Annotated in this window: 25 protein-coding genes; 18 read left to right on the forward strand and 7 right to left on the reverse strand. The window is 67.8% G+C overall.

Annotation, left to right across the window (positions count from 1 at the left end; genetic code table 11):
- Positions 1 to 3 precede the first annotated feature (3 nt).
- Positions 4 to 1,608, reverse strand: a complete 1,605-nt coding sequence (locus tag NL241_RS15145) for a phytoene desaturase family protein (RefSeq protein ID WP_494397961.1) — start codon at positions 1,606 to 1,608, stop codon at positions 4 to 6.
- Complete coding sequence (locus NL241_RS15150; protein ID WP_487692620.1) at positions 1,592 to 2,065, reverse strand: SRPBCC family protein; 474 nt, start codon at positions 2,063 to 2,065, stop codon at positions 1,592 to 1,594. The genes NL241_RS15145 and NL241_RS15150 overlap by 17 nt, the downstream gene beginning before the upstream one ends.
- Positions 2,066 to 2,213: 148 nt before the next feature.
- On the opposite strand from NL241_RS15150, the gene NL241_RS15155 reads away from it, so the two are divergent.
- From NL241_RS15155 to NL241_RS15185, 7 genes are all read left to right on the forward strand, one after another.
- Entirely contained in the window at positions 2,214 to 2,630 is a 417-nt protein-coding gene (locus NL241_RS15155) for a phage holin family protein (protein WP_487692621.1), read from the forward strand.
- Positions 2,614 to 2,916 (forward strand): DUF3618 domain-containing protein, encoded by a 303-nt coding sequence (locus tag NL241_RS15160; RefSeq protein ID WP_487692622.1) that lies wholly within the window; start codon positions 2,614 to 2,616, stop codon positions 2,914 to 2,916. The genes NL241_RS15155 and NL241_RS15160 overlap by 17 nt, the downstream gene beginning before the upstream one ends.
- Complete coding sequence (locus tag NL241_RS15165) at positions 2,913 to 3,239, forward strand: hypothetical protein (protein WP_487692623.1); 327 nt, start codon at positions 2,913 to 2,915, stop codon at positions 3,237 to 3,239. Before NL241_RS15160 ends, NL241_RS15165 begins: the two co-directional genes overlap by 4 nt.
- A 30-nt stretch (positions 3,240 to 3,269) precedes the next feature.
- A complete protein-coding gene (locus tag NL241_RS15170; protein WP_487692624.1) occupies positions 3,270 to 3,458 on the forward strand; it encodes a hypothetical protein in 189 nt (62 codons plus the stop codon).
- A gap of 54 nt (positions 3,459 to 3,512) precedes the next feature.
- Positions 3,513 to 4,502 carry a LacI family DNA-binding transcriptional regulator gene (locus NL241_RS15175; protein WP_494398315.1) on the forward strand — a complete coding sequence of 330 codons (990 nt, stop codon included), beginning with the start codon at positions 3,513 to 3,515 and terminating at the stop codon, positions 4,500 to 4,502.
- A gap of 85 nt (positions 4,503 to 4,587) precedes the next feature.
- Positions 4,588 to 5,814 (forward strand): cytochrome P450, encoded by a 1,227-nt coding sequence (locus NL241_RS15180; protein ID WP_494397962.1) that lies wholly within the window; start codon positions 4,588 to 4,590, stop codon positions 5,812 to 5,814.
- Positions 5,811 to 6,875, forward strand: a complete 1,065-nt coding sequence (locus tag NL241_RS15185) for a phosphotransferase (RefSeq protein WP_487692627.1) — start codon at positions 5,811 to 5,813, stop codon at positions 6,873 to 6,875. The genes NL241_RS15180 and NL241_RS15185 overlap by 4 nt, the downstream gene beginning before the upstream one ends.
- On the opposite strand, the gene NL241_RS15190 is transcribed toward NL241_RS15185, so the two are convergent.
- From NL241_RS15190 to NL241_RS15200, 3 genes are all read right to left on the reverse strand, one after another.
- Positions 6,872 to 7,429, reverse strand: a complete 558-nt coding sequence (locus NL241_RS15190; RefSeq protein WP_487692628.1) for a hemerythrin domain-containing protein — start codon at positions 7,427 to 7,429, stop codon at positions 6,872 to 6,874. The genes NL241_RS15185 and NL241_RS15190 overlap by 4 nt on opposite strands.
- Before the next feature lie 123 nt (positions 7,430 to 7,552).
- Entirely contained in the window at positions 7,553 to 7,765 is a 213-nt protein-coding gene (locus NL241_RS15195) for a hypothetical protein (protein WP_487692630.1), read from the reverse strand.
- Positions 7,766 to 7,818: 53 nt separating this feature from the next.
- The gene (locus NL241_RS15200) at positions 7,819 to 8,601 is read right to left on the reverse strand and encodes an SDR family oxidoreductase (RefSeq protein WP_494397963.1); all 783 of its coding nucleotides are present in this window, start codon (positions 8,599 to 8,601) and stop codon (positions 7,819 to 7,821) included.
- 72 nt (positions 8,602 to 8,673) lie between these two features.
- Here NL241_RS15200 and NL241_RS15205 point away from each other — a divergent pair, with 72 nt between their 5' ends.
- The 3 genes from NL241_RS15205 (at position 8,674) to NL241_RS15215 (ending at position 12,507) form a co-directional block, all read left to right on the forward strand.
- Positions 8,674 to 9,270, forward strand: coding sequence for a TetR/AcrR family transcriptional regulator (locus NL241_RS15205; protein WP_494397964.1), 597 nt, complete (start codon positions 8,674 to 8,676; stop codon positions 9,268 to 9,270).
- A 74-nt stretch (positions 9,271 to 9,344) separates the two neighbouring features.
- Positions 9,345 to 11,591: a molybdopterin-dependent oxidoreductase gene (locus tag NL241_RS15210; protein ID WP_494397965.1), complete on the forward strand. Its 2,247-nt coding sequence runs from the start codon at positions 9,345 to 9,347 to the stop codon at positions 11,589 to 11,591.
- Between the two features lie 109 nt (positions 11,592 to 11,700).
- The gene (locus NL241_RS15215) at positions 11,701 to 12,507 is read left to right on the forward strand and encodes an MBL fold metallo-hydrolase (RefSeq protein WP_494397966.1); all 807 of its coding nucleotides are present in this window, start codon (positions 11,701 to 11,703) and stop codon (positions 12,505 to 12,507) included.
- Between the two features lie 31 nt (positions 12,508 to 12,538).
- Here the strand turns inward: NL241_RS15215 and NL241_RS15220 are convergent, their stop codons facing one another.
- Positions 12,539 to 12,904, reverse strand: coding sequence for an STAS domain-containing protein (locus tag NL241_RS15220; protein ID WP_487692635.1), 366 nt, complete (start codon positions 12,902 to 12,904; stop codon positions 12,539 to 12,541).
- Between the two features lie 297 nt (positions 12,905 to 13,201).
- Between NL241_RS15220 and NL241_RS15225 the strand changes: the two genes are divergently transcribed.
- Both NL241_RS15225 and NL241_RS15230 read left to right on the forward strand, forming a co-directional pair.
- Entirely contained in the window at positions 13,202 to 14,155 is a 954-nt protein-coding gene (locus NL241_RS15225) for a glycosyltransferase (protein WP_494398316.1), read from the forward strand.
- 4 nt (positions 14,156 to 14,159) lie between these two features.
- A complete protein-coding gene (locus tag NL241_RS15230) occupies positions 14,160 to 15,383 on the forward strand; it encodes a glycosyltransferase (RefSeq protein WP_494397967.1) in 1,224 nt (407 codons plus the stop codon).
- 2 nt (positions 15,384 to 15,385) lie between these two features.
- On the opposite strand, the gene NL241_RS15235 is transcribed toward NL241_RS15230, so the two are convergent.
- On the reverse strand, positions 15,386 to 16,270 hold the full coding sequence (locus tag NL241_RS15235) for a glycosyltransferase family 2 protein (RefSeq protein ID WP_494397968.1): 885 nt from the start codon (positions 16,268 to 16,270) through the stop codon (positions 15,386 to 15,388).
- 70 nt (positions 16,271 to 16,340) lie between these two features.
- Between NL241_RS15235 and NL241_RS15240 the strand changes: the two genes are divergently transcribed.
- The 6 genes from NL241_RS15240 to NL241_RS15265 are packed head-to-tail and all read left to right on the forward strand — an operon-like array spanning position 16,341 to position 23,438.
- Positions 16,341 to 17,324 carry an NAD-dependent epimerase/dehydratase family protein gene (locus NL241_RS15240; RefSeq protein ID WP_487692740.1) on the forward strand — a complete coding sequence of 328 codons (984 nt, stop codon included), beginning with the start codon at positions 16,341 to 16,343 and terminating at the stop codon, positions 17,322 to 17,324.
- A gap of 1 nt (position 17,325) precedes the next feature.
- The gene (locus tag NL241_RS15245) at positions 17,326 to 18,981 is read left to right on the forward strand and encodes a carbamoyltransferase family protein (RefSeq protein ID WP_494397969.1); all 1,656 of its coding nucleotides are present in this window, start codon (positions 17,326 to 17,328) and stop codon (positions 18,979 to 18,981) included.
- Positions 18,978 to 20,474 (forward strand): HAD-IIIA family hydrolase, encoded by a 1,497-nt coding sequence (locus tag NL241_RS15250; protein WP_494397970.1) that lies wholly within the window; start codon positions 18,978 to 18,980, stop codon positions 20,472 to 20,474. Before NL241_RS15245 ends, NL241_RS15250 begins: the two co-directional genes overlap by 4 nt.
- Positions 20,471 to 21,490, forward strand: coding sequence for a glycosyltransferase family 9 protein (locus NL241_RS15255; RefSeq protein WP_494397971.1), 1,020 nt, complete (start codon positions 20,471 to 20,473; stop codon positions 21,488 to 21,490). The genes NL241_RS15250 and NL241_RS15255 overlap by 4 nt, the downstream gene beginning before the upstream one ends.
- A complete protein-coding gene (locus tag NL241_RS15260) occupies positions 21,487 to 22,053 on the forward strand; it encodes a D-sedoheptulose-7-phosphate isomerase (RefSeq protein WP_494397972.1) in 567 nt (188 codons plus the stop codon). Before NL241_RS15255 ends, NL241_RS15260 begins: the two co-directional genes overlap by 4 nt.
- On the forward strand, positions 22,050 to 23,438 hold the full coding sequence (locus NL241_RS15265; protein ID WP_487692644.1) for a PfkB family carbohydrate kinase: 1,389 nt from the start codon (positions 22,050 to 22,052) through the stop codon (positions 23,436 to 23,438). Before NL241_RS15260 ends, NL241_RS15265 begins: the two co-directional genes overlap by 4 nt.
- Positions 23,439 to 23,450 lie beyond the last annotated feature (12 nt).

The raw sequence follows: 23,450 nt of genomic DNA on the forward strand, positions 1-23,450 counted from the left end.
CCGTCACTTCGTCAGCAGTGCCATCACCTTGCGATTGATGCTGCGGCGGGGCCAACCTCGGGCCCCGTCGCTCGCCAGGGCGGCCCGCGCGGCGTTACGACCGCACATCCCGTGCACACCCCCGCCGGGCGGTGCCGAGGCACTACCCAGAAACAACCCCTCGACCGGAGTGTCCGGACGTCCGAACCCCGGGTACGGCCGGAAAATCAACTGCTGGAACAACGCTGACGTCCCGCCGTTGACGGCACCGCGGTGCAGGTTGGCGTCGTCACCCTCCAGATCGCCAGGAGCCTGCAGGTGACGGTCCACGATGTGCCCGCTGAATCCCGGAGCGTGCTCTTCGAGGGTGCGGTCCACCGCGGCGGCCACCTTCTCGGCGGATGCGCGGTCGGCAACGTTACGGGGCAGATGTGTGTACGCCCAAGCACTTTCGGTACCGTGCGGGGAACGGGTGGCGTCCGCAGTGGTCATCTGCCCGAACAACATGAACGGTTTGTGCGGCACCGTACCGGAGGCCAAGTCGGCCATCCACTGGATCAGGCCTCGGCTGTCGGCACCCACGTGCACGGTGCCCACGCTGTTGAGGTTGGGGGAGCGCCACGGGATCGGGGCATCGAGCGCGTAGTTGATCTTCACCACCGGGGTGTCCCACACGAAATGCGCCATGCTGCGCGCCAATCCGGGCGAGATGGCCTCGGGCGGTAGCAGCACCTCGAAAAGCTGAGGGGCCGACACGTCGGCGACGACGGCGCGTCGCGCCCGGTACCGCCGCCCGCCGGCAGTGCGGACACCGACGGCTCGGGAGCCGCGCACCTCGATCAGTTCCACGGGCTGTCCACACTGCACCTGCGCGCCGGCGCTCTCCGCCCGCCGCACCAGCGCAGCCGTCAACTCGCCGGCCCCGCCGACCGGTACGGGGAAGCCGGCATCCTGGGCCAGCATCGTCATGATGTAGCCCATGACGCCGGATCCTGGTGCGTCCAGCGGGATGTCCGCGTGCATGGCGTTGCCCATCAACAGGGTTCGCGCCGCGTCGCCCGCGAACAGCTCTTCACCCAGCACCGTGGCGGGCAGCAGCAGTTGGTGCGCAAGCCGCAGCGCCCCCGCGGTGCCGAGCGCGCGCACCAACCGCATCGGGCCCTTCACGGGCGGGAACGGCGCAAACAAGGCATCCAGCACGCCCTGTTTGACGGCGGCCCACTCGTCGGTCACCCGCAGCCAATTCGCCCCGTCACCTGGGCAGTGCTCATCGAGTTCTTCGGCGGTGCGCTGCCGATCGGGGTAGATCACCGGAGCCTGGGTGTCGCTCGCGGAACGGGGGTGACCCACCACCGCCGGTGCCCGGGTCCAGCGCAGCCCGTGTTCCTCCAGGTGCAGTTCGCGCAGCGCCGGTGACGACACCGACAGCGGGTAGAAGGCCGAGAAGAGGTCGGCGGTGTAACCGGGCGTCAGCTCGGCTGAGCGCACAGCGCCGCCGGGTGTGGGCTGGGCTTCCAGGACCACCACGTCCCAGCCTGCGTCGGCCAGCATGGCGGCGGCCACCAGCCCGTGGTGACCCGCGCCGATCACCACCGCATCGACGGTGGATTCCTCAGTCCTCGAGTTCACTGGGCACCTGGCGTTCGGCCAACGACGTCAACCGCCACAGCGCCTCGCGATTGCGCGGCCACATCAGCGCCAGCGCCACCGATTCCGGTAGCCAGCCCAACGGTCCACGTACCAGGACTTCGTCCATCTCGACGCAGGTGCCCTGGTCGGTATCGCTGAGCAGCAATGTGATTCGCGCGGCTCCGGCGGGCCCCATCTTGGCCAGCAACACCAGCTTGGACTGTGGCTCGCACTCTTCGACTACGGTCTCGTCGTTGATCACCAGCGGCCACAACCCGATGGAGTGTTTGATCGCGGAGCCGGGTGCGGGCCAGTCGGCATCCACAGCGCGGATCCTGCTGTTCCCGACCACCCACTGCGAATAGGTCCACCCGTCGGCCAGCACATTCCACACCTGCTCGCGGGTGGCGTGTGTGTCCCGGCGCGCGGCCAGCTGATCTGGGGGATGTTTCGACATGGGCAACCTCCCTTCCTGCAGAGATGGTGCCCCCAGACCGCCGGTCGAAACCCTCAAAGCGGCCTTCGTGCCGATGGGTTGTTCCGGATCGATGCGGGTAATCCGGGAAAGACCTGTTGGCAATTCGGCGAGCATGTGGAGGATCATCGTGACTGCACACCACGAACGTCCGACGGCGGATCCGTCGTTGAGCGAGTTGGTGAGTCAGCTCTCGGCGCAGACCACACGTCTGGTCCGAGACGAGCTGAAGCTGGCCACCAAGGAGTTCCAGCAGTCCGCTGCGAACGCGGGTAAGGGTGCCGGCTTGATCAGCGCTGCCGCGGTGCTGGGCCTGCTGGGCGCGGCGACGCTCATCGCTGCCATCGTGGCCGCACTGTCGCTGGTGCTGCCGGTCTGGGCAGCTGCACTCATCGTGGCCGCGGTGCTGTTCGGCGGAGCCGGGATCGCGGCGGTCATCAGCAAGAAGGAGATCAAGCAGGTGGCCCCTGCCGCGCCGCGGACCGTGGACAACGTCAAACACGACATCGAGGAAGTGAAGGAAGCGCGCCATGGCCGACACCACTGACGGCACCACCCCGGAACCGGGTCCGGATGCCAGCATCGACGACATCCAGGCCGACATCGCCAAGACGCGGCAGGAACTCGGCGAGACGGTCAGTGCACTGGCTGAGAAAGCGGACGTCAAGGCGCAGGTTCAGGCCAAAGTGGCGGACACCAAACAGATCGCCGCCGAGCGTGCACACCTCGTGCAGGAAAAGGTGCGGCGCAATCCGGGACTGGACGCCGGTGTGCTGCTCGGTGTGCTCGCCGTGATAGGCGTGATCGTCTGGGTCCGCCGCCGCAATCGTTGAGGAGGATCGGTATCTCATCCCGCGATGTCGAGAAGCGGTGGCACGACCCCAAGGCGTTCCGGTCGGCCGCAACCTACGTCGGCGTGGTGGTGCTACTGGCCGGTGCCGCGTTCGCTGTATACGCGGTCGGTGACCGCGAATCCGTACCCAAGGCCGTCGCCACACCGCTGGTGCTGTTCGCCGGTGCGGTCGTCGCGTTCGGCAAGACCTACTCGGACTGGCGAGCCGGTCGGACCTGGCCAATCTGGCAAGGCGCCGGCTGGTTTCTGCTCGCCCTGACCCTGATGTCCCTTGGCATTCCGGCCATGGGACTGCTCGGTTGATCACATCACTTCAACGAAGAGGAGAACACAATGGCCAATTACCGGGTGCTCAACCCCATGGGCGACATCGTCGCGACCAAGGAGATCACCAGCGCAGAAGACGCCCACGCATGGTTCGTGGACCAGAAAGCCGACAATTCGCAGCTGGGCTGGCGGATGGAAGTGGAGCATGACGGCCAGTGGTCCTTCTTCGATGACTCCGAGGGCAGTCCCGACTGAGGTCGGGCCGCCTTCGGCTCGGCGGCGTGCCACGATAGGACCCAGGAGGTGACCGTGGCCGTCCGGGGATCTGCCCGCCCGACGAAAGCGGATGTCGCGCGCCTGGCGAACGTCTCGACGGCTACGGTCAGCTACGTCCTCAACAACGTCGCGGGGCAGCGGATCTCCGAGCAGACCCGTGCCGCTGTGCGCGGTGCCGCGGCGCAACTCGGATACCGGCCCAACCTGGCCGCACGTAATCTCGCCAGCGGGGGAAGTGGCGTGGTTCTCTACGTTGTCCCTCGAATGGCGTTGGGCGAGTTGCCGATCGAGGTCGGGAGCCGGTTGACCACCGCGCTGGCCGAACACGGCATCGTGCTCAGTCTGCAGTTCGAGACCGATGATGACCGCAATGTGGTGGAGGCGATCGCCAACCTGCATCCCATGGCGGTCACGTCGGTGTTCCCTCTGAGTGGTGCGGCGCTGGCAGCGATCAGCGAGGCGGGTATCCCGCAGATCCATCTGGGTAGCGGCGAGTTACGTGCGCTGGGGTCCTTGCATGTGACGGTCGGCGCGATGCGGGTGCAACACCTCATCGACCGGGGGCATCGGCGGCTCGGCTTCGCGTTCACCGACTCACCCAAACTCCGGCCCCTCGGTGACTATTGGCTCGAAGGTGTCAGTGCGGCGGCGCGCGCCCGGGGCCTGCCCGACGTCGACGTGCGCACCGTGCGCACCGACGGCTCCGACGCCCAGACGGTGGTTGATCAGTGGATCGCTGCCGGGGTCACCGCGGTGTGCGCGCAGAGCGACGAAACGGCGTTCGTGGTGCTGCACGGTATTCGGCAGGCTGGTCTGGGGTGCCCCGGCGACCTCGCAGTCATGGGCGTGGATGCCGGCCCGCTGGGGGCGGTGAGCGCGCCCCCGCTGACGTCGGTGGGGTTCGACGCGGCGGGGATCGTCGATGTCTCGGTCTCGGCGATCATGGCCGAACTCGGCTATCCGGGCAGGCCGGAGGCGGCGGGGGAGCACGTCGCACATCTGATCCACCGCGCATCGACCTGACATCGACACGAATTGGTGTAACGTCACGCCTGGACTTGCTTACGCGCGTAACCTACGCTCGGACACGCGTAGAGAGGCGATGCCTGTGACAGAGACCCGTACGGACCGGCCCGCGGCCGTCCCTGAATCCCAGCCGTACTTCGATCCGTACGACGTCGAGATCAACACGAATCCCTACCCGGTGTTCGCGCGGCTGCGCGAGGAGGCGCCGCTGTACTACAACGAGGTCCATGACTTCTATGCGGTCAGCCGGTTCGCCGACGTCAACAAAGGCCTGGTGGACCACGAGACGTTCAGTTCGGCTCGCGGTGCGATCTTGGAACTCATCAAGGCCAACATCGACATTCCCTCGGGCGCATTGATTTTCGAGGATCCGCCGATTCACGACATCCACCGCAAGCTGCTGGCCCGGATGTTCACCCCACGCAAGATCAACGCCCTCGAACCGCGGATCCGCGAGTTCTGCGCACAAAGCCTCGACCCGCTGGTCGGAGGCGGGCAATTCGACTTCATCACCGACTTCGGCGCGATCATGCCGATGCGGGTGATCAGCGCCCTGCTGGGCATTCCGGAGAACGACCAGGAGATGATCCGCGATCACGGAAACGCTCAACTGCGCACCGAAGCGGGAAAGCCGATGAGTGCCGCGCAGGACGGGCTGGTCACCGGGCAGATCTTCGAGGCCTATATCGACTGGCGTGCCGACAACCCCTCCGATGACATCATGACCGAGCTCCTCAATGTCGAGTTCACCGACGAGCACGGCATCACCCGCACGCTCACCCGCGACGAGTTGCTGATCTACCTCAATGTGGTGGCCGGCGCGGGTAACGAGACCACCACTCGGCTGATCGGTTGGGCGGCAAAGGTTCTGGCCGAACACCCGCAACAGCGGCGTGAACTGGTGCAGAATCCGGCGCTCATCCCGCAGGCGGTCGAGGAGCTGCTACGGTTCGAGCCGCCGGCACCGCATGTGGCGCGCTATGTGACGCGTGATGTCACCTTTTACGGGCAGACGGTCCCCGAGGGCAGTGTCATGATGATGTTGATCGGCGCGGCGGTACGCGACCACCGCCAGTTCCCGCCCGACGGCGACGTTTTCGACATCCACCGCGAACCGCGCCAGCACCTCGCGTTCAGTGTCGGCACCCATTACTGCCTGGGTTCGGCGCTGGCACGGCTGGAGGGCCGCATTGCCCTGGAGGAGATCCTCAAGCGGTTCCCGGAATGGGATGTGGACCTGGACTCCGCGCGCTTGTCTCCGACATCGACTGTGCGCGGGTGGGATTCGATGCCTGCGGTGCTGTCATGACCACCGCTGCGCTGGTACCCGGCGACTGGGATCAGGTGACTCCGGACTGGCTGACGGATGCGCTGACGGCGGCATTCCCGGGCGCGGTCGTGGACTCCGTCACCGTCCAGATGCGCGACGACGGCACCAACCGCCGTGCGCGACTGGCGCTGACCTACCGCGCCGGCGCCGGCCCGGCCACCGTCTTCGTCAAGGGTGTGGACCCGGCGCACAAAGACCTGATCCGGCTGACCAGCGGCCTCCTGCACGAACCGCGGTTGTTTCGGGCGGACGTCGATCTGGCGCTGGAACGTCCCGCGGTGTACGCAGCGGTGATCGACGAGGATGCCGAGGACTTCCTGCTGGTCATGGAGGATCTGACCGCGCGGGGCGCAGACCCCAGGGACGCGACCCGGCCGCTGACCGTCGAGCAGGCGGCCAGCGGGGTCCGCGGGCTGGGTCGCATGCACGGCCGGTTCTGGGGACGACGTGCGCAGCGACCCGAACTGGCGTGGCTGGAACCGTTTGTGCCCTGGGACGGGATGCAGGCCGCCCCGCTGCCCGCAGCGCTGGAACGACTGGGCGATGACGCACCGGCTGCGGTGCAGTCGCTGACCATCGACGGCCTGATCGACGGCATCTGGAAACCGTACATCCGTTCGCTGAGCGCGACACCCACACTGCTGCACGGGGATCCGCACATCGGCAACACCTACGTGCTACCCGGCGGCGAGGTGGGCTTCCTCGACTGGCAGGTGGCGCGGCGGGGCAACTGGTCGCTGGACCTCGGGTACTTCCTCCAAGGCGCCCTCACCGTCGACGACCGCCGCCGCAGCGAACAGGAACTGCTGGAGCTCTACCGCGAGGCGCTCGGGTTACCCCCCGACGAGCTGCCGTCGATGGATGAGGTGTGGCTGCGATACCGCGCCTCCGTCGCGCACGGTCTGACGCTGTGGTTGTGCACCGCCAGTGCCGGTGAGCTCTGGCAGCGTCCCGATATCGCGGTGGCTCTGGCGCAACGCTATTCGGTGGCCTACGCCGACCTGCACAGCGCCGAAGCCATCGCAGACCTGGCCGGTTAGCGGCCGGCCAGCGCGTCCTTGGCCCGGTCGAGCACCGATGCGAAGGGGCCGACCGCGAAATTGGCCAGCGCGGATTCGACGCCGGGGTGCGGGTGCGTGGGCGCGATGCGCTCGGCGGCCTGCACGGCGGCGGTCATCTTGGTCAGCTCGTCGCGGTCGAGTTCGTCCTCGAGCCGGGTGAACTCCTCGGCCTCTTCCTTTTCCGCGTGTTCGAGCACTGCCTGCTGAAGATGGATGACGGCTTTGCTGAACTCGGCGGTGCCGAAGTCCAGCTTTTCGATCTCCTGCAGCGCGACCTTCGAGTCGTGCTCCTCGTGCAGGCGCTCGGCAACGATCCGGTCTCCGCCGTCGACCTTCCGGCGCACCCTCGGATGCACCATCATCTCTTCGGCGGTCTCATGCACGGCCAGCAGTGCGCGGAGCTGGTTGAAGGCTTTCTCCTGAGCGGCCGCATCGGGGGCGTCCAGAGTCTCGATGAACAGCGCTTTGATGGTCTGGTGCTGGGCCTTGAGATAGTCGACGACGTCCTGGTTGTTCGAAATCTCGGCAGACACGGCTTACCTCCACGAAAACTCGGGTGCATTCACGATGCGGCGCTAGGGGCTGTGCGCCGACGTGAGGTCTCTACCCGGGTATCGACCCGGTGAAACGCCGGTGGCACCGAGTCGGGGGACCGCTCAGCTGATCGGTTCGATCCCGTCGTCGTTCAGGAAGACCATGGTGCCGTCATCGAGGGCGACGGCCCAGCGGCGGGATTTTGCGGTTTGTTGGGCATCCACGACCACCTCGACACCGGCGAGGTCACCGAAGTCTTCGACGATGCGTCCGGTGATGTGTGCGTCATCGGTGGTCCGAACCGCGGTGCCGATTTCGAACTTGCCCCCACTCATGGCACCAATTAAATACCCAGATTGCCGGGAAGCGGTAATTACCGGCCGATTCGTTACAAACTGAGCCCGGCGGTGGTGCTCAGTCCGCCATCGAGCGGAAGCACCGCACCCGTCATGAAATTGGTGGCGCGCGACGCCAGGTACACCGCTGCGGCGGCGATGTCCTCGGTGCGCCCGATGCGTTTCACCGGTGTTGCCGCTGCCAGCCGGTCGCCGGCGGCCTCGAGGGTCGCGGCCATCATCTTGGACGGAAACGGCCCCGGCGCAATGGCGTTGCACAGGATCGTCGGCGCGAGTTCGTAGGCCAGATGGCGCGTGAGCTGGTGCAGGGCGGCTTTGGATGCCGAATACGAGAACGTACCCAGCCGCGGCACGGTCAGCCCGTCGATGGACCCGATGTTGATCACCCGGGCGGGATCATCGTCACGGGAACCGGCCTCCAGTAGCGGTTGGGCCAATTGGGTCAGCACAAACGGGGATTTGACGTTCAAGGTGAGCACTTTGTCGAAAGCCGCGCCTGGAAACGAGTCGAACGGCGCGCCCCAGGTGGCGCCGGCATTGTTGACCAGAATGTGCAACGCCTGTTCCTGTGAACCGACAGCCGCTATCAATTCACGGCAGTGGTCTTCATTGCTGACATCAGCCGGAATGGCACGCACGTCGCCCAATGGTGAAAGCAGTTCCTGCGCGCGACGGCAGGCCTCGGGTTTGCGCGACGAAATGTAGACCCGCACTCCGGCACGCAGATAGCCTTCGGCGATCATCAGGCCGATCCCACTGGTGCCGCCGGTGATCAATGCGATCTTGCCGGACACGGAGAACAACTCGGGAAACACCGGACCACTCCTCGTGACGGTATGACAGAGACACGATGAAAGCTAGACCAAACCGTCTAGAATTGCGGGACCATGGCACAATCCACCCGGATCACACACAAAGAGCGGCTGCTGCGGCAGGGGATGAAGCTGTTCTACGCCAACGGCTTTCACGGCACCACTGTCGATGCGGTACTCGAGGCGTCGGGGGTGCCGAAGGGGTCTTTCTACCACCATTTCCGGTCCAAGGATGCCTTCGGACTGGCGGTCCTCGACCGTTACATGTCCTTGCAGCTGGAGCTGCTCGACGCCGCGGCGCGCGACGGGGGTGGCAGCACGGCCGAGACGTTGGAACGGTATTACACCACCCTCAGTGACTTGTTCGTCGACTCCGAATTCCAGCGGGGCTGCCTGGCGGGGAAGTTCTCCACCGAACTGGCCGCCGGTTCGGCCGCCTTCCGCGATCAGCTGGCCCATGCGATGGCGGTGTGGCACGACACCTTGACCGACATGCTGCGCCAGGGTCAGCAGCGTGGGGACGTCCGGGCCGACCGAAGCGCGGCCGACCTGGCCCACACCGTCCTGGCACTTGTTCAGGGGGCGTTCGTGATCGCGCTGTCCTCACGCGATACCGCGGCGCTGGCCGCGGTGGGGGCGAGCATCCGCGCGCTGGTGGAAACCGATCGTTGACCGGACTCACTAGACTGTTTAGTCTAGACCGGACCGTCTAGCCGAGCTGGGGTCATTCCGAGCGGAGGTTCTCGATGTCCGATTCCTGGCAATCCACCGCGTGCATTCTGTGCGAATGCAATTGCGGCATCGTCGTGCACACCGAGGGCCGCACGCTGGCGCGGATTCGCGGTGACAAGGCCCATCCCGGTTCCCAGGGGTACACCTGCAACAAGGCGCTGAGGCTGGATCACTACCAGAACAATGCCGACCGCCTGACCTCTCCGATGCGTCGCCGGCCCGACGGCGGCTACGAAGCGGTCGACTGGGACACCGCCATCAACGAGATCGCCGACGGATTTCGCCGCATCCGCGACAGCTACGGCGGGGACAAGATCTTCTACTACGGCGGTGGCGGCCAGGGTAACCACCTGGGCGGTGCATACAGTGGTGCCTTCCTCAAGGCGCTGGGCGCCCGGTACCGTTCAAACGCCCTGGCGCAGGAGAAGACTGGCGAGTTCTGGGTCGATCAGCAACTGTACGGTGGCCACACCCGAGGCGAGTTCGAGCATGCCGAGGTGAGCGTCTTCGTCGGCAAGAACCCGTGGATGTCGCAGAGTTTCCCGCGGGCACGGGTGGTGCTCAACGACATCGCCAAGGATCCGGACCGGTCGATGGTCGTCATCGACCCGGTGATCACCGACACCGCGAAAATGGCCGACTTCCACCTGCGTGTGCGGCCTGGCACCGACGCCTGGTGTCTGGCCGCACTGGCGGCGGTGCTGGTACAGGAAAACCTCTGTGACGAAGCGTTTCTGCGCGACCACGTGCACGGTGCCGATGACGTGCGGGCTGTCCTGCGGGATGTTGCGGTGGCCGAATACGCAGAGCGCTGTGGTGTGGCCGAGGACCTGCTGAGATCCGCCGCGCGACGCATCGCTGCCGCCAAGAGCGTGTCGGTGTTCGAAGATCTCGGCATCCAACAGGCCCCCAACAGCACACTGTGCTCGTATCTCAACAAGCTGTTGTGGATCCTCACCGGTAATTTCGCCAAACGTGGTGGCCAGCATCTGCATTCGAGTTTCGCGCCGTTGTTCAGCCCGGGACGGGTGGGTCGCACGCCGGTGACCGGTGCGCCGATCATCGCCGGCCTGGTGCCCAGCAACGTCGTGCCGCAGGAGATCCTCACCGATCACCCGGACCGGATCCGCGCCATGATCGTCGAGAGCAGCAACCCGGCCCACTCGGTGGCGGATTCAGCGGCGGTGCGCGCGGCACTGGAGGCGCTCGAGCTGGTGGTCGTCATCGACGTCGCGATGACCGAGACCGCCCGGCTCGCCCACTACGTCCTGCCTGCGGCCACACAGTTCGAGAAGCCGGAAGCCACCTTCTTCAACCTCGAATTCCCGCGCAACACATTCCATTTGCGCCACCCGCTGTTTCCGCCGCTGGAGGGGACGCTGCCGGAACCCGAGATCTGGGCCCGGCTGGTACGCGCGCTGGGCGTGATCGACGACGCCGACCTCGAGCCGCTGCACCGCGCCGCGCAGCAGGGGCGCGAGGCCTATGCCCAGGCGTTCCTGACTGCAGTCTCCAGCGTGCCGATGCTGGCCAAGACGGTGCCCTACGTGCTCTACGAAACCTTGGGACCGACATTGCCGGAGGGGCTGGCCGGCGCCGCCGCGTTGTGGGGGCTGGCCCAGAAGGTGTCGTGGACGTATCCGGATGCACTGCGGCGTGCAGGGCACGAGGACGGCAACGCGCTGTTCGAGGCGATTCTCCGGGAGCGGTCGGGGGTGACGTTCACTGTGCACGAGTACACCGACGACTGGTCTTTGATCGGTCATGACGACCACAAGATCGCACTGTCCATCGCCGAGATGCTCGACGAGATCCGCGCACTCCCGGAGCAGCCCCCCGCCCTCACCACACCTGAGTTCCCGATGGTGTTGTCGGCCGGTGAGCGGCGCGCCTACACCGCCAACGACATCCTGCGCGACCCGAGCTGGCGCAAACGCGATACCGACGGCGCGTTACGGGTGAGCGTGGACGACGCGCAGGTGCTGGGCCTCAGTGATGGTGGGTGCGCCCGGATCACCACCGCGGCCGGCTCGGTGCAGGCGACCGTTGCGGTCAGCGCCACCATGCAGCCCGGCCATGTGTCGCTGCCGAACGGGTTCGGTCTGGACTTCACCGATGCCGACGGCCACACGCATGTTCCCGGCGTCGCTCCCAACATGTTGACCACCTCCGGCTGGCGCGACGCTTACGCCGGCACCCCCTGGCACAAACACGTGCCCGCGCGGGTGGAAGCGGTACCTCGGCTCGTCGATCGCGGGTAACGCGGCCGGTGGGGGGTACACGCATCTCGAGGTCGACTGCGGGGTCTCGAGATGCTTCACGGGGTTCGCGAGTCGATCAGTCCGCTGAACCCAGCAGAAGAGGCCGGCCGTGCAGATCGACGTGACATTCGTGGGCAACGCCACCACCCTCATCTCCTGCGGCGGCCTCACCGTGCTCACCGACCCCAACTTCCTGCACCGGGGCCAGCGTGCGTATCTGGGCTACGGGCTGATGTCGAAACGCCGACAGGATCCGGCGCTGAGCATTGACCAGTTGCCGCCTCTGGACGCGGTGGTGCTGTCCCACATGCACGGTGATCACTGGGACCGGGTGGCTCAAGGTGGGCTGGATCGCGCGCTCCCCATCATCACCACCCCGCACGCCGCCACCCGGTTGCGGCGGCGGGGTTTTCACCGCGCGCACGCGCTGCCCACGTGGGCCACCTTCAACCTGGAGAAGGGGACAACGCGGCTCACCCTCACCGCGCTGCCGGGCCGGCACGCCCCGACTCCGATCGACCGCTTCCTGCCGCCGGTGATGGGCACCATGGTGGAGTTCGGCTCGGTCACCGATTCGATGACGCGGCGGCTCTACATCTCGGGGGACACCCTGCTGATCGATGAACTCGACGAGATCCCGGCGCGGTTCCAGTCCATCGACGCGGGTGTACTGCATCTGGGTGGTACGCGGCTGCCCGCCGGGAACCGGCTGCCGTTCGGGCTCACCGTCACCATGGACGGCAACCAGGGCGCTGAGCTGGCGACTCTGCTTGATCTGCCGAGGGTGATCCCGGTCCACTTCGACGATTACGGTGTCTTCGCGTCGCCGCTGTCGGACTTTCTCGACGAGATGCAGCGCCGCGGCCGCGGCGACCGGGTGATCGGCCTGGGCCGGGGTGCTTCCACCACGCTGTGAGCCCGTCGCCGGGCTCCTGCGGCAGCTGAGGCTACACCGGGGAAGGGTCCGCCGGAACCGCATCTGAGACGGCAAAACCGGCAGCACCGCCGCAGATCTCGAGGACGCGACGGACGCAGGCGCTCGGCGCCACCGTCATGTCCACATCAGCGGTCGCGCATCGCCGGGCGAGGATGCACAAGCTGGAATATGCCGCGCTACTGAAGAATTCAACCTTTCTCAAATCCATCGTCAGTGTCCGGCACAGCACGAGTTTGGTCAGCGCGCCATCGAGGAAGGTGTCGGCGTTCGCCGCGTCGATGTCACCGCTGACGCTGACGACGGCGTGCGTCGGCTCCACCCAGTGCGTGGTGAAGGTGAGTGCCTGCGAGGGCAGAGGTTGCGGGTCGGACACCACGTGTCTCATGGTCAATGTCCAGCCGGAGTCACGTCGGGAGGGGGTGTTCATGAGCCTCCATTCCGGCAAACTCGAAGTCCCGCGGGTCGTGTTGCCCGTGCTGGAATGGCTGCTACTCAACCACACGCGAGTGTAGTGGAAGCCTCGTGCGAAAACAGCGGGATGAAGAAGCCCGTCTGATCCACAAGGCGAAGTGCTCGAGCCAGGAAGCGAAGTGGTTCTCGCTTCGCGTTTCCGCCTTCGTCGCCCGGCTAGTTCCGAACAGTGGTTCCCGAGCGCTCAGGGCGGACGATTCTGCTGTGGCATGTACACGGGTCCTGGACGGAATCGTTCGTCCAGGGGCCGCACCGTTACCTGCTGCCCCTGAACGACACACGCGACGCCGACGGACGGGGTCTGTGCGGCCGCAACTGGCCGAACGCGCGGGAGATACATCACGATGACCTGGCCGCCCAGGATGTGGATCTTGTTGTGCTGCAACGTCCCCATGAGATCGAGCTGGTCACCGAGCTGCTCGGCCGCCGCCCAGGTACCGACCTGCCCGCGGCGTACGTCGAACACAACGCGCCACGTCCGCACCCCGTCGACAGCAGGCACCCGGTGGGCGAGCGCGGCGACATCCTGCTGGTGCACGTCACCGATTTCAACCGGCTGATGTGGGACAACGGCGCGGCGGCCACCACCGTGATCACGCACGGCATCGCCGATCCCGGCGCGCTGTACACCGGGAACATCCCCACCGCGGCCACGATGATCAACGAACCGGTCCGCCGCCGCCGCACCGTCGGCACCGATCTGCTCGCGGAACTTTCCCGCGCGACCCCCATCGACGTCTGGGGTATCGGCAGCGAGGAACTCAACACCGCCGAGCACCGGATCGTCGGTGTCACCGGCCGCGGCGACCTGCCGCGCACCGAACTGTTGCCCGCTGTGGCCGGCCGGGCGGTTTACCTGCACACCCCACGGTGGACGTCACTGGGGCTGTCGCTGATCGAGGCCATGTATTGCGGAATGCCCGTGGTGTGCGTCGCTACCACCATGGCGCCCCTGGTGGTTCCACACGACGCCGGGGTGGTCAGTGCCGATATCACCACCCTGGCGGGCGCTCTGACCGACTTCGTCACCGACGCATCGGCGGCAACCCGGGCCGGTAAAGCGGCCAGAGAGTACGCGATGACGCACTTCTGCCTGGACCGGTTTCTCCGGGAGTGGGATGACGTCATCGACGCACTGTGCACCGGAAAGGAGTAAGCGCGTGAAGATAGCGATGATCTCAGAACATGCCAGCCCTCTGGCAGTGCTGGGCGGCGTCGACGCGGGAGGACAGAATGTCCACGTGGCCGCGCTGTCAGCGGCATTGGCCAGACGCGGACACGACGTGACCGTCTACACCCGTCGCGACGACCCGGATCTGCCGGAGAACGTGCCCACCGAGGACGGCTACCGCGTCACCCATGTGCCCGCGGGGCCGCCGAAGATCCTGCCGAAAGACGAATTGCTCCGGTACATGGGCGAATTCGCCCAGTTCCTCGACACCCGGTGGCACCGGCGTCGTCCCGATGTGGCGCACGCGCATTTCTGGATGTCGGGTATCGCGACACAGCTGGCCGCCAAGAACACCCAGGTCCCGACCGTACAGACGTTCCACGCCCTCGGTGTGGTGAAACGGCGCTACCAGGGCGCCATGGACACCAGCCCACAGGCGCGGCTGCAGCTCGAGATGCTGGTGGCCAAAGGGGCGGACTGGGTGGCGGCGACCTGTACCGACGAGGTGTTCGAACTGATCAGGATGGGCCGGTCCCGGGCCCAGATCTCGGTGGTCCCGTGCGGTGTCGACGCCGACCGGTTCTCCCCGGTGGGTGAACGTGCCCGGCGGACGGGCCGCAAGAGAATCGTCTCGGTGGGAAGACTGGTGCCCCGCAAGGGTTTCGACGTGATGATCCGGGCGCTACCCAAGATTCATGACGCAGAGCTGGTGATCGTCGGCGGACCCGCCGAATCGGAGTTGCACGCCGACCCGGAAGCCTGCCGGTTGCGCGCACTGGCGGAAGAACTCGGAGTCGACGACCGCGTCCTTTTCACCGGTGCCGTGGCCCACGACGACATGCCCGCATGGTTCCGGTCAGCCGATGTGGTGGCATGCACACCCTGGTACGAACCTTTCGGCATCGTGCCACTGGAGGCGATGGCCTGCGGTGTGCCGGTGATCGCGTCTGCGGTCGGCGGAATGCTCGACACGGTGGTCGACGAGGTGACGGGGCGATTGGTACCACCACAGGACCCGGAAGCCTGCGCCGACGCCGCCAACCAGATCCTCTACAAGCCGTTCCTCGCGCGGGGGCTCGGCGGAGCCGGACGGGACCGGGCGAAGTCGCGCTACTCGTGGGACCGTATCGCCGCCGACACGGCCCGGATCTACGACCGGCTCACCGCGGCGCGGCTGCAGGCTCCCGGGCTCTCGCAGGCCCAGACACGATGAGGTCACATCCGACCGGGGACCGGCTCCTCCAGCAACCTGAGATCAGCCTCCAGCTCGGCGGGCAACCTCCGGCGCCGGCGCAGCGCGGTGGGCATCAATCGCAGCGCCTCGGCCGCCGCGATGCCATAGGCCCTGTCGGTCGCCATGGCGCGCACCAGGGCCGCCGTCGCGCGAAGGCACACCGGAACGGGCCGGCGCAACCAGGCGGTCAGCGCCTCATTGCGCAGCACCCGGGCATGCTGCGCCGGTCCCGGCAGGCGGGCCGTGGACGGCTTGTGCACCGCAACCAGATCGTGGCAGTAGCACAGCTGCCAGCCGGCCGCGGCCAGGTCCAACGCCAACAGCTGTTCCTCCCCTCGGAAGTGCAGCACCGGGGAGAAACCCCCGACGCTGTCGAACGCCGCCTTGCGCACCACCGCGGCGCACGCCATGAAGCCCAGGATGGACGGTCCCGGCAGCCCGGGCCGGTGCCCCAGTGGGCTGTTGGCCAGAAGGGCGACCATCGGGTCGTCGCGGAAGTCGGGCCACACCACGGTGCGCGCCGCCAACAGACCCACACCGGGATTGTCAGCGAAGATCTGCTCCGCCCGCGCGAATGCACCAGGATCCCACCACGAATCGTCGTCACAGAAGGCGACATACGGTGTGCTGCTGCGAGCAACACCGATGTTGCGGGCCACCGCGCCCAGGTTGTCGTCGAGTTCGATCACCGTCACCCGCTCACCGCGCCGCAGCGCCACGGCTGCGGTGTCGTCGTCGGAGTTGTTGTCCATGACGATGATCGGACACCGAGTCCCGTCCAGCAGTCGCGTCAGGACGCTCTCCAACTCGGCGCGGCGATTGCGAGTCGCGATGACGATGGTGGTTCGCGAGTCTCCGGCGGTCATGAGGGCCATGGCTACCCGCGCCAACCCCGTTCAAACGCAGCACAACACAGACGGGTGGGGGTGCCGGGTGATACGTGATCCACGACGGGTGCTGGTGGCCGGGGGCGCCGGATTCCTGGGTAGCTACCTGTGTGCGAGGCTGCTCGACGAGGGCGCCGAGGTGCTGTGTGTCGATGACCTGTCCACGTCGTGCGGCGGCGCCGAATCCACTTTGCAGAGCCGCCGCGGGTACCGGTTCCTGCGCCACGACATCACCCGGGACCTGACCGAGGTGTTGGACAGCCGCCCTTTCGACACCATCTTCCACCTTGCCTCACCGGCGTCGCCGATCGACTACTACCGGCTGCCGCTGGAAACCCTGCGGGCCGGTGCATTAGGTACCGCAGCACTTCTCGAGGTGGCCGAACGCCACGATGCCCGCCTGGTCCTGGCGTCGACGAGCGAGGTCTACGGTGACCCCCTGGAGCATCCGCAAACCGAGAGTTATTGGGGCAACGTCAATCCCATCGGGCCACGCAGCGTCTACGACGAAGCGAAACGATTCGCCGAGGCGCTGACCTTCGCGCATCACCGCGCCCGCTCCGTCGATGTCGGCGTGGCGCGGATCTTCAACACCTACGGACCCGGCATGCGGGTCGACGACGGCCGGATGGTTCCCACCTTCTGCCGGCAGGCCATCCTCGGCGATCCCATCACGGTGGCCGGTGACGGCACCCAGACCCGGTCCCTGTGTTACGTCGAGGACACCGTGGAGGGCCTGGTTGCGCTGGCCCGGTCGGATATCGCCGGTCCGGTCAACATCGGCAATCCGCACGAGCTGACCGTGCTGCAGGTGGCCGAGCTGATCCGGGAGCTGGCCGACAGCACGGCACCGCTGGTGCACACCGATGCCGCCACCGACGACCCGAAGCGGCGCTGCCCGGACATCGGCAAGGCCCGCATCGATCTGAACTGGCAACCGAGGGTGACCCACCAAGACGGCCTGGCCAGGACGGTGGCGTGGTTCCGCGCCGTGCTGGCCGAGCCGCGCAGCGTGGCGACGACGGAGGTGTGAGATGCGAATACTGGGTGTCAACGCGGTGTTTCACGACCCGGCCGCAGCGGTGGTGATCGACGGCCAGATTGTCGCCGCCGCGGAGGAGGAGCGCTTCTCCCGGCGCAAGCACGGAAAACAGGCGGTCCCGTTCTCCACCTGGGAACTGCCCGTCGAGTCCGCGAAATGGTGCCTGGCCCAGGCCGGAATCACCCCCGACCAGCTCGATGCCGTCGGCTATTCCTACGACCCCACGGTGATGGACGGCCAGTCGGATCACCTCGACGGCCTCGACAGCGATTGGGAGTATCTGCGCACCCTGTATGCCGCGCGGGCACCGCGTTTCCTGGCCACCGCGCTGCCGGGTCTCGACCCCGGCGTGGTGCACCACGTCCGCCATCATGTGGCGCACGCCGCGTCGACGGCGCTGGCCTCGCCGCAGCCGGACTCGGCGGTTCTCGTCGTCGACGGCCGCGGTGAGCGCACCTCGATGCTCGCGGGGCGCTACCGCGACGGAAAACTCGATGTGCTGGCCACCCAGGAACTGCCGCACTCGTTGGGGTTGTTCTACGAAAACCTCACCGAGCACCTCGGATTCACGCGGTCCAGCGACGAATACAAGGTCATGGCGATGGGTTCCTACGGCCGGCCACGCTTCGCCGACGCGCTGCGGGAGCGGGTGTACTACTGTCCCGACGGCGGTTTCCGCACCGAGCCGGTGGCGTGGGCGCAGCTCACCGAGCCGCGTGCGCGCGGCGCCGGTGACGGTTCGGCCCTGGCCCGGCCCGAACCCGACCACGCGGATCTGGCCTGCAGTGCCCAACTGGTGGTCGAGGAGGTGCTGCTGGATCTGGTGCGCTGGCTGCGCGGGCGCGTCGACACCGACAGCCTGTGTCTGGCCGGTGGGGTTGCGCTGAACTGTGTTGCCAATTCCAAACTCTGGGCCCACGGCGGCTTCCGCGACGTCTGGGTACAGCCGGCTGCCGGCGACGCCGGCACGGCATTGGGGGCCGCTCTGTCACTGGCGGCCGAGGCCGGCGAGCCGATCACTCCCATGCCGTCTGCGCGACTGGGCCGCGGCTGGTCCGAGCCCGAGATCGCCGCGATCCTGGATGAGGCCGCGGTGCGCTACGAGCGACCGGTGCGGTTCGCCGAGGCCGTCGGGGACGCCCTGGCCGACAATCACCTGGTCGCGTGGTTCCAGGGGCGCGCCGAATACGGGCCCCGCGCGCTCGGTGGCAGGTCGCTGCTGGCCGACCCGCGTCATGTGGACAATCTGGAGCGGCTGAACACGGTCAAGGGTCGCGAACAGTTCCGGCCGGTGGCCCCCATGGTGTTGGCCGACCGGGCCGCCGAGATCTTCACCGACGGACCGCTTCCCAGCCCCTACATGCTGTTCGTGCACAACGTCGATCCACAGTGGCGCACCCGCATTCCGGCGGTCACACACGTCGACGGCACCGCACGGATCCAGACCGTCGACGCCTCCGATCCCGTGTTGTATGACACCATCAGCCGGTTCGAGGAGCGCACCGGTGTGCCGGTGGTGGTCAACACCAGCTTCAACACCGCGGGACGGCCCATGGTGGACAGCCCACGGGACGCTCTCGAATGCTTCGGCAGTGCCCCCATCGACCTGTTGGCAATCGGTCCGTTCCTCGTCTGGCGGCGGCCATGACCGACAGCGGTTTCTCGATCGTGATCCCCACCGTCGGCCGGGATTCCCTGTCGAAGCTCATGGCGGCCCTCGACGCCGAGGCGGTACCGACCCCGGAAGCGGTGGTGATCGTGGACGACCGCAAGGCGCCGCAACGGTTGCCCTGTGTGTGGACTCGTCTGCCGATTTCTGTTCTGCACAGTGGTGGCCGTGGGCCGGCCGCAGCCAGAAACCTCGGCTGGCGGCACACCCACAGCCGATGGGTGTGCTTCCTCGACGACGACGTCCTGCCGCAACCCGGTTGGCTGGCGGCCCTGACCGACGATCTGCGGGCGGCCGACCAGGCGGAGGCGGCGGCATCGCAGGCGATCATCGAGGTACCGGTGCGGGCAGACAGGCGGGCCACCGACGACGAGCGCCGCACCCAGCGCCTGGCCGATGCCCGCTGGATCACCGCCGACATGGCCTATCTGCGGACCGAGTTGGTGAATGCCGGGGGGTTCGACGAACGCTTCCCCCGCGCCTACCGGGAGGATTCCGATCTGGCATTGCGGGTGGTGCGCGCCGGCGGCCGCATCGTGCGGGGCGCACGCCGCAGCGTTCATCCGGTCGCCGCCGCCACGCCGCTCAGTTCTGTTCGGGCCCAGCGAGGTAACCGTGACAACGCGCTGATGCGACGCAAGCACGGCCACCGGTGGCGGACCGAGATCGGCGAGGGTCGGGGACGGATGCCCGCACACCTGGTCACCGTCGGTGCGGCCACCGCCGCCGCGGCGGCCGCGGTGCTGCGCCGGCGACGCTGGGCCGCGTTCGGTGCAGCGGCGTGGCTGGGGCTGACCGCGGAGTTCACCATGCGGCGCGTCCTGCCGGGCCCGCGCACTCCGCGCGACATCGCGGCGCTGGCCGCCAGTAGCGTGCTGATTCCCCCGGCGGCCGTCGGTCACCGGCTCGCGGGGGAGTGGCGGTTCCGTCGGGCACAGCCGCAGCCGCCCCTGGCCGTGCTGTTCGACCGCGACGACACCCTCATCGAAGATGGTCCTTACCTGCGCGATCCCCGCGGTGTGCGGCCCAAACCCGGTGCCCGCGAGGGTCTTTCCGAACTGCGGCGGCGCGGTCTGCTGCTCGGGGTGGTGACCAACCAGTCCGGGGTGGCCAAGGGTTTGATCACCGGTGAGGAACTGGGCGCGGTCAATGCCCGGGTCGAGTCGGTGCTCGGCCCGTTCGGGTGCTGGCAGGTGTGCCTCCACGATGCCGATGACGGCTGCCGCTGCCGGAAGCCGGAACCGGGCATGGTTCTCGATGCCGCGGCGGCGCTGGGCGTCGACCCGGCGCGGTGCGTGATGATCGGCGACACCGGCGGTGACGTGGAGGCCGCGCTGGCGGCCGAGGCCAAAGCGGTGCTGGTGCCGACGGCTCGCACGCTGCCCCACGAGGTCGACCAGGCCCGCACGCGGGCCAAGGTGGCGCCCGACCTGGAGACCGCCATCGCCATGGTGCTACGGGAGTGCCGGTGAGTACCGCGGTGGTGGCACGGCTGGACAGCGCAGGCGATGTCCTCATCACCGGACCGGCGGTGCGGGCCATCGCCGCTGCGCACGACCGCGTGGTGTTCTTGGCGGGCCCGCGCGGCCGGGCAGCTGCCGACCTGCTGCCCGGGGTCGACGAGATCATCGAGTGGCAGGCCCCGTGGGTGGACTTCGACGCTCCGGCACTCACCCGGGGGCATGTCGAGGATCTGGTCAAACAGCTGCACGATGTGGCGCCGGACAGGGTGTTCATCTTCACGTCGTTCCATCAGTCCCCGTTGCCCATGGCACTGGTCTGCCGGATGGCCGTGGTGCCCTGGATCGCCGCGATATGCGAGGACTACCCGGGCACGTTGCTCGACATCCGGCACCACGTCGACGAGGGGATGCCCGAACCGCTGCGTGCGCTGTCGCTGGCCGCCGCGGGCGGGGCTCGGCTTCCCCCCGATGACGACGGCGCGCTGCGGGTGCGCACCCCGGCCGGTGTACCGGAACCGGTGGCGGACCTGATCGGTGAGGGTCCCTTCATCGTGTTCCATCCCGGCGCGGCGGTGCCCGCACGTATGCCGACCGCACGGCGCAGCGCTGCCATGGTGACCGCCCTCGTGGCCGCGGGACACCGGGTTGTGGTCACCGGTGGCCGCGGCGAATGCGGCTTGGCCGCAGAGGTTTCGGGCGCGCACGGGATCGACATCTCCGGGTTGACCACACTCGACGAGCTGGCGGCGGTCTACGCACAGGCCCAGGTGGTGATCGCCCCCAACACCGGACCCGCGCATCTGGCCGCCGCCGTGGGTGCACCGGTGGTGTCGCTGTTCGCGCCGGTGGTACCGGCGTCGCAGTGGAAGCCCTACGGCCGGCCGGTGGTACTGCTCGGTGATCAGGACGCGCCGTGCCGGCACAGCCGGGCCCGCACCTGCCCCGTCGCAGGACACCCCTGCCTGGACGGGATCACCGACACCGAACTCTTGGAAGCCGTCACCCACCTTGGAGGTCGACCATGATCGCCGAACACATCGCCGCCCTCGGCCAGGCCGTCAACCGGGCCGGCGCCGCGGCGCCGACACTCACCGCGTGGGGTACCCACCTCGCCGAGGTGCTCGTCGGCGGCGGGCGGCTCCTGGCCTGCGGCAACGGGGGCAGCGCCGCCGAAGCGCAACACCTGACCGCCGAGCTCGTCGGAAGGTTCCGAGATGAGCGGGTTCCATTGTCGGCCATCGCTTTACACGCTGATACCTCGGCACTGACCGCGCTGGTCAACGACTACGGCGAAGACGAGATGTTCGCCCGTGGCGTGCGCGCGCACGGCAGGCCCGGCGACGTGCTGGTGGCCCTGTCCACCAGCGGTTCGAGCCGAAATGTGCTCACCGCCGTCAAAGCCGCTCATGAGGTGGGCATGCGCAGCTGGGCCCTGACGGGTCCGGCGCCCAACCCGTTGGCCGCCATGTGCGATGACGCCATCTGTGTGGAGGCCGGCTCCACCGCCACCGTCCAGGAGGTCCACCTGCTGCTGGTGCACGCGCTGTGCATCGCGGTGGACGCCGCGATGGGGGTGCCGCGGAGATGACGCAACGGCTGGTGGTGATCGGCGACTCCATGCTCGACATCGACATCGACGGCACCGCAACACGTCTGAGCCCAGAAGCGCCGGTCCCGGTGGTCGACGGGGACCGGGTTGGGCAACGACCAGGAGGCGCCGGATTGGCCGCCGCGCTGGCCGCCCGGCACGGCGCCGAGGTGGTGCTGGTCACCGCTGTGGGCACCGACGAGCACGGTCGGCTGCTGCGGGCACTGCTGGACGAGGCCGGTGTCCGGGTGAGCGCGCTGCCCATCGACGGGACCACCGCATCCAAGACCCGGATCCGCGCGAACGGGCAGTCGGTGATGCGCCTGGACCAGGGCACCGGCCGGGCAGGCCCCTTCGCCCTCGACGACTCGATACGAGACGCCGTGCGGAGCGCCGATGCCGTGTGCATCGCCGACTACGGCCGCGGCGTCACCGCCGACGACGGACTGCGGCAGTTTCTGGCCGGCATCGCCGGCGACGTGCCGGTGGTGTGGGATCCGCATCCGCGTGGATCCGCACCGGTGGCCCGTACCACCGTGGTGACACCCAATGAAACCGAAGCACAGCACTTCTCGCGCGCCGGCTGTGGGCCGGTGACGGCGCATGAACTGCGCACCCGGTGGCAGGCCGGCGCGGTGTGTGTGACGCTGGGCGGACGCGGGGCGCTGCTCGCCACCGGAGACGGCGCCACCACCCATGTGCGGCCGACGGCCCCCGTCACCGCCCGTGGTGACACCTGCGGCGCCGGAGACAGATTCGCGATCGCGGTCACCTCGGCACTGGCCTCCGGTGTGGACACCACGGCCGCCGTGGTCGCGGCCGTGGACGCCGCGGCCAACTTCGTCGCCGCCGGCGCAGCGTCGGCGATGTCGACGGTGGCCGCACTGGCACCGATCGGTGTGCCGGCGGGTGATGGCTCCGACCGTGCGGCGGTGAGCGACGACATCGAAGCCGTCGCTGCCCGACTCCGGCGCAGCGGCAGCATTCTGGTGGCTACCGGCGGATGCTTCGATCTGCTGCACACCGGGCATGTGCGACTGTTACAGCGAGCGCGCCAACTGGGCTCGGCGCTGGTGGTTCTGCTCAACTCCGACGACTCGGTGCGCGCGCTCAAGGGTCCCACTCGGCCCGTGATGCCCGCCCAGGACCGGGCGCGGGTCCTGTCCGCGCTGGCATGCGTGGACGCCGTATGCATCTTCGACGAGCTGTCACCGGAGCGGGCGCTGAGGAGACTGCGTCCTGACATCTGGGTCAAGGGTGGCGACTACACCCTGCACGACCTTCCCGAAGCCGATGTGGTGCGCGCCGGTGGAGGTGATGTGGTGCTGCTGCCCACCGTGCCCGGCTACTCCTCGTCCAACCTGATCGCCGCCGCGCGGTCCTGAAGCCGAACAACG

The sequence above is a fragment of the Mycolicibacterium sp. SMGY-1XX genome (assembly GCF_059132455.1).